This window comes from Propioniciclava tarda (assembly GCF_900182665.1).
Taxonomy (GTDB): Bacteria; Actinomycetota; Actinomycetes; order Propionibacteriales; family Propionibacteriaceae; genus Propioniciclava; species Propioniciclava tarda.
In genome coordinates this window covers 1-5,664 of sequence record NZ_FXTL01000031.1, presented here as the reverse complement: position 1 = coordinate 5,664, position 5,664 = coordinate 1, and the positions used below count along the sequence as shown (strand labels likewise).

The following is a 5,664-nucleotide window of genomic DNA, read 5'->3' as shown; positions in this document are numbered from 1 at the left end:
GACAAGAGGACGCCTAAGTGCCTCATGCCGGTCAAGAGTTGCACGGTCGTTGTTGCCGTTCAGGTGCCGTGCGGCGCGGGCCATTGAACAGCCTGAGCTGGCACGTGTCGCTTCTTTGGCCTGGCACTGGTGTCGGCGTCGGCGTGGTCGTGGTGGGATTCTTTTGTGGCTGGCAGGGTGGGAATCCGTGTTTGGCTCTTGGGGGGTTAAATGGTTGAGGGCCCCCTGGTGGGGGCCCTCAACGGGTGGTTTGTGTCCGGCGGTGTCCTACTCTCCCACACACTCGCGTGTGCAGTACCATCGGCGCTGAAAGGCTTAGCTTCCGGGTTCGGAATGGGACCGGGCGTTTCCCTTTCGCTATGACCGCCGTAACATTTTGTTGACCTGTACCACCTGGTGTGGTGTGTTGGTCAGGAATCGTATAGTGGACGCGTTTTATTCGTAGTTGGTGTTTTGGTGTTTTTGGGACAAGCCCTCGGCCTATTAGTACCAGTCAGCTGCACCCATTACTAGGCTTCCACATCTGGCCTATCAACCCCATGGTCTATAGGGGGCCTTACCACCTTAACAGTGTGAGAGTCCTCATCTTGAAGCATGCTTCCCGCTTAGATGCTTTCAGCGGTTATCACTTCCCAACGTAGCCAACCAGCCGTGCACTTGGCAGTACAACTGGCACACCAGAGGTTAGTCCGTCCCGGTCCTCTCGTACTAAGGACAGCCCTTCTCAAGACTCTTACGCGCGCAGCGGATAGGGACCGAACTGTCTCACGACGTTCTAAACCCAGCTCGCGTGCCGCTTTAATGGGCGAACAGCCCAACCCTTGGGACCGACTCCAGCCCCAGGATGCGACGAGCCGACATCGAGGTGCCAAACCATGCCGTCGCTATGGACGCTCGGGCAAGATCAGCCTGTTATCCCCGGGGTACCTTTTATCCGTTGAGTGACGGCGCTTCCACACGCCACCGTCAGATCACTAGTCCCGACTTTCGTCCCTGCTCGACCCGTCAGTCTCACAGTCAAGCTCCCTTGTGCACTTACACTCAACACCTGATTGCCAACCAGGCTGAGGGAACCTTTGGGCGCCTCCGTTACCTTTTGGGAGGCGACCGCCCCAGTCAAACTACCCATCAGGCACTGTCCCTGAACCAGATCATGGTCCGAGGTTAGATATCCAGAACGACCAGAGTGGTATTTCAACGATGACTCCACCTGAACTAGCGTCCCGGCTTCACAGTCTCCCACCTATCCTACACAAGTCGTACCGAACACCAATACCAAACTATAGTAAAGGTCCCGGGGTCTTTCCGTCCTGCTGCGCGTAACGAGCATCTTTACTCGTAATGCAATTTCGCCGAGTTCGTGGTGGAGACAGCGCCCAAATCGTTACTCCATTCGTGCAGGTCGGAACTTACCCGACAAGGAATTTCGCTACCTTAGGATGGTTATAGTTACCACCGCCGTTTACTGGGGCTTAAGTTCACCGCTTCGCTTGCGCTAACAGTTCCCCTTAACCTTCCAGCACCGGGCAGGAGTCAGTCCGTATACATCGTCTTACAACTTCGCACGGACCTGTGTTTTTAGTAAACAGTCGCTTGGGCCTGGTCTCTGCGACCCTCCACGCTACCCCAAGTACATTGGATGACGTGTCAGGTCCCCCTTATCCCGAAGTTACGGGGGTATTTTGCCGAGTTCCTTCACCACGATTCTCTCGATCGCCTTGGTATTCTCTACCTATCCACCTGTGTCGGTTTAGGGTACGGGCGGCTCACAACTCGCTCACGAAGCTTTTCTAGGCAGCATAGGATCACCCACACCGCAAAACATGTTTTACAGTGCCATCAACTCTCAGCCACAAGACACGCGGATTTGCCTACGTGTCGGCCTACCATCTTAGCCCGGGACAACCACCGCCCGGGATGGGCTACCTTCCTGCGTCCCTCCGCAGCTTGCCTACTACCAGCTCAGGTCACAGACTCACCTGTCCACACCCGAAGGTGCCAAACAGGCTCGCATGCTTAGTATCACCAGCCTCGACACGGACGTTGTTTCGCCGGTACCAGAATATCAACTGGTTGTCCATCGACTACGCCTGTCGGCCTCGCCTTAGGTCCCGACTTACCCAGGGCAGATTAGCTTGACCCTGGAACCCTTGGATATTCGGCGGACGGGTTTCTCACCCGTCATTCGCTACTCATGCCTGCATTCTCACTCGTGTGCTCTCCACGGCTGGGTCACCCCGCCGCTTCACCGCGCACACGACGCTCCCCTACCAACCCACACACCTGGCCCCAAAGGGCAGGTACACGCGTGAGTTCCACAGCTTCGGCGGACTGCTTGAGCCCCGCTACATTGTCGGCGCAGAATCACTTGACCAGTGAGCTATTACGCACTCTTTCAAGGGTGGCTGCTTCCAAGCCAACCTCCTGGTTGTCAAAGCAACTCCACATCCTTTTCCACTTAGCAGTCCCTTAGGGGCCTTAGCTGATGATCTGGGCTGTTTCCCTCTCGACTATGAAGCTTATCCCCCACAGTCTCACTGCCGTCCTCTCACTTACCGGCATTCGGAGTTTGGCTGATTTTGGTAAGCTTGTGGGCCCCCTAGACCATCCAGTGCTCTACCTCCGGTAAGAAACAGACGACGCTGCACCTAAATGCATTTCGGGGAGAACCAGCTATCACGAAGTTTGATTGGCCTTTCACCCCTATCCACAGCTCATCCCCTCGGTTTTCAACCCAAGTGGGTTCGGGCCTCCACGACGTCTTACCGTCGCTTCACCCTGGCCATGGATAGATCACTTCGCTTCGGGTCTAGAGCATGCGACTCAAACGCCCTATTCGGACTCGCTTTCGCTACGGCTCCCCCACCCGGGTTAACCTCGCCACACACCACTAACTCGCAGGCTCATTCTTCAAAAGGCACGCCGTCACCCTTGCAGGCTCCGACGGATTGTAGGCGACCGGTTTCAGGTACTATTTCACTCCCCTCCCGGGGTACTTTTCACCTTTCCCTCACGGTACTTGTCCGCTATCGGTCATCAAGGAGTATTTAGGCTTAACGGGTGGTCCCGCCAGATTCACACGGAATTTCAGGGGTTCCGTGCTACTTGGGTACCATTCAAGAGAGACAACACCATACACCTACACGACTTTCACGCTCTACGGTCCGCCATCCCAGACGGTTCAACTTCAATGTTGTTTTCTAACTCTCCGACCACACGGCAGCATGATCAAGAACAGCCCCACAACACCCCACCTGCAACGCCTGCCGGCTATCACACAGATCAGGTTTGGCCTCCTCCGCTTTCGCTCGCCACTACTCACGGAATCACAATTGTTTTCTTTTCCTATGGGTACTGAGATGTTTCACTTCCCCACGTTCCCTCCAACACCCCTATAGATTCAGGGTGAGGTCGCCGGACATGACTCCGGTCCCTTCGAGGTTTCCCTATTCGGACATCCACGGATCAAAGCTCGTTTACCAACTCCCCATGGCTTATCGCAGGTTACAACGTCCTTCATCGGCTCTTGATGCCAAGGCATCCACCGATCGCCCTTAGTAGCTTGTCACCAAAAATACCAAAACAAAAACTACAAAGATGCTCGCGTCCACTATACAATTCTCAAACAACACACCCAAAAACCCCACCACAAAAAACATTCCGCAATGAGAGAATCCAGGCCACCCCCAACCAAACCGTCTCCGGAAGGCCAGGAACCCAACAACGTGCCCACACCCCTGGACGTCACACCACCACGCGTTCCACACCCAACACCCCACCAAGGGACACCAGGCAGTACCAGCACCAGCAGCACCACAACCAGACGCTCAGTCAATGCCTTCCACAAACCAAACAACCCCCCACCCCCACAAACACACGTCATGGAAAAGCGGGACGTCCACACCCCCCCACAGGGGATGCAGGCTAGGGCTCCTTAGAAAGGAGGTGATCCAGCCGCACCTTCCGGTACGGCTACCTTGTTACGACTTAGTCCCAATTACCGATCCCACCTTAGACGGCTCCCCCCCTTACGGGTTAGGCCACCGGCTTCGGGTGTTACCGACTTTCATGACTTGACGGGCGGTGTGTACAAGGCCCGGGAACGTATTCACCGCAGCAATGCTGATCTGCGATTACTAGCGACTCCGACTTCATGGGGTCGAGTTGCAGACCCCAATCCGAACTGAGACTGGCTTTATGGGATTCGCTCCACCTCACGATATCGCAACCCTTTGTACCAGCCATTGTAGCATGCGTGAAGCCCTGGACATAAGGGGCATGATGACTTGACGTCATCCCCACCTTCCTCCGAGTTGACCCCGGCAGTCTCCCATGAGTTCCCGGCATAACCCGCTGGCAACATAGGACGAGGGTTGCGCTCGTTGCGGGACTTAACCCAACATCTCACGACACGAGCTGACGACAGCCATGCACCACCTGCACACGAACCCGAAGGAACGCCCATCTCTGAACGCGTCTCGTGCATGTCAAACCCAGGTAAGGTTCTTCGCGTTGCATCGAATTAATCCGCATGCTCCGCCGCTTGTGCGGGCCCCCGTCAATTCCTTTGAGTTTTAGCCTTGCGGCCGTACTCCCCAGGCGGGGCACTTAATGCGTTAGCTACGGCACGGAGAACGTGGAATGTCCCCCACACCTAGTGCCCACCGTTTACGGCGTGGACTACCAGGGTATCTAAGCCTGTTTGCTCCCCACGCTTTCGCTCCTCAGCGTCAGGAAATGTCCAGAGAACCGCCTTCGCCACCGGTGTTCCTCCTGATATCTGCGCATTCCACCGCTCCACCAGGAATTCCGTTCTCCCCTACATCCCTCAAGTCATCCCGTATCGAAAGCAAGCCCACCGTTAAGCGCTAGGTTTTCACTTCCGACGCAAACAACCACCTACGAGCTCTTTACGCCCAATAAATCCGGACAACGCTCGCACCCTACGTATCACCGCGGCTGCTGGCACGTAGTTAGCCGGTGCTTCTTCTCCTCCTACCGTCAAATTCGCCGGAGGTGAAAGCGGTTTACAACCCGAAGGCCTTCATCCCGCACGCGGCGTTGCTGCATCAGACTTCCGTCCATTGTGCAATATTCCCCACTGCTGCCTCCCGTAGGAGTCTGGGCCGTATCTCAGTCCCAGTGTGGCCGGTCGCCCTCTCAGGCCGGCTACCCGTCGACGCCTTGGTAGGCCATCACCCCACCAACAAGCTGATAGGCCGCGAGCCCATCCCGAACCGAAAAGACTTTCAAACCACCACCATGCGGCAACAGTTCAATATCCGGTATTAGCAACCCTTTCGAGTCGTTATCCCAAAGTCCGGGGCAGGTTACTCACGTGTTACTCACCCGTTCGCCACTCACCACCAAATCCGAAAACCTGATGATCCGTTCGACTTGCATGTGTTAAGCACGCCGCCAGCGTTCGTCCTGAGCCAGGATCAAACTCTCCATCGAAAAACGAAAAGCAGATCATGACAAAACAACAATCAGACAAAACATCTGACCATCAATCAATCACTCAAAGAAACCACCCCAACCCCCAAAAAAGGGATCGAAGCAGACGAGGCACACAAACAAAACGAATCTTGTTTATAGTGCACCAAAAAATGGCATTGACCTAAGCACGCTGTTGAGTTCTCAAACTTCCGAAGCACACCACCT

The 5,664-nt window shown here is 55.4% G+C and carries 3 rRNA genes; all 3 read right to left on the bottom strand.

Going from position 1 to position 5,664, the window contains the following annotated elements:
* Positions 1 to 254: 254 nt before the first annotated feature.
* Positions 255 to 371 (bottom strand): 5S ribosomal RNA (gene rrf / locus FN821_RS13990).
* Positions 372 to 463: 92 nt separating this feature from the next.
* Positions 464 to 3,568: ribosomal RNA gene (locus tag FN821_RS13985) — 23S ribosomal RNA — on the bottom strand.
* A 370-nt stretch (positions 3,569 to 3,938) separates the two neighbouring features.
* Positions 3,939 to 5,457: ribosomal RNA gene (locus FN821_RS13980) — 16S ribosomal RNA — on the bottom strand.
* Together the 16S, 23S and 5S rRNA genes form the textbook arrangement of a ribosomal RNA operon.
* Positions 5,458 to 5,664 lie beyond the last annotated feature (207 nt).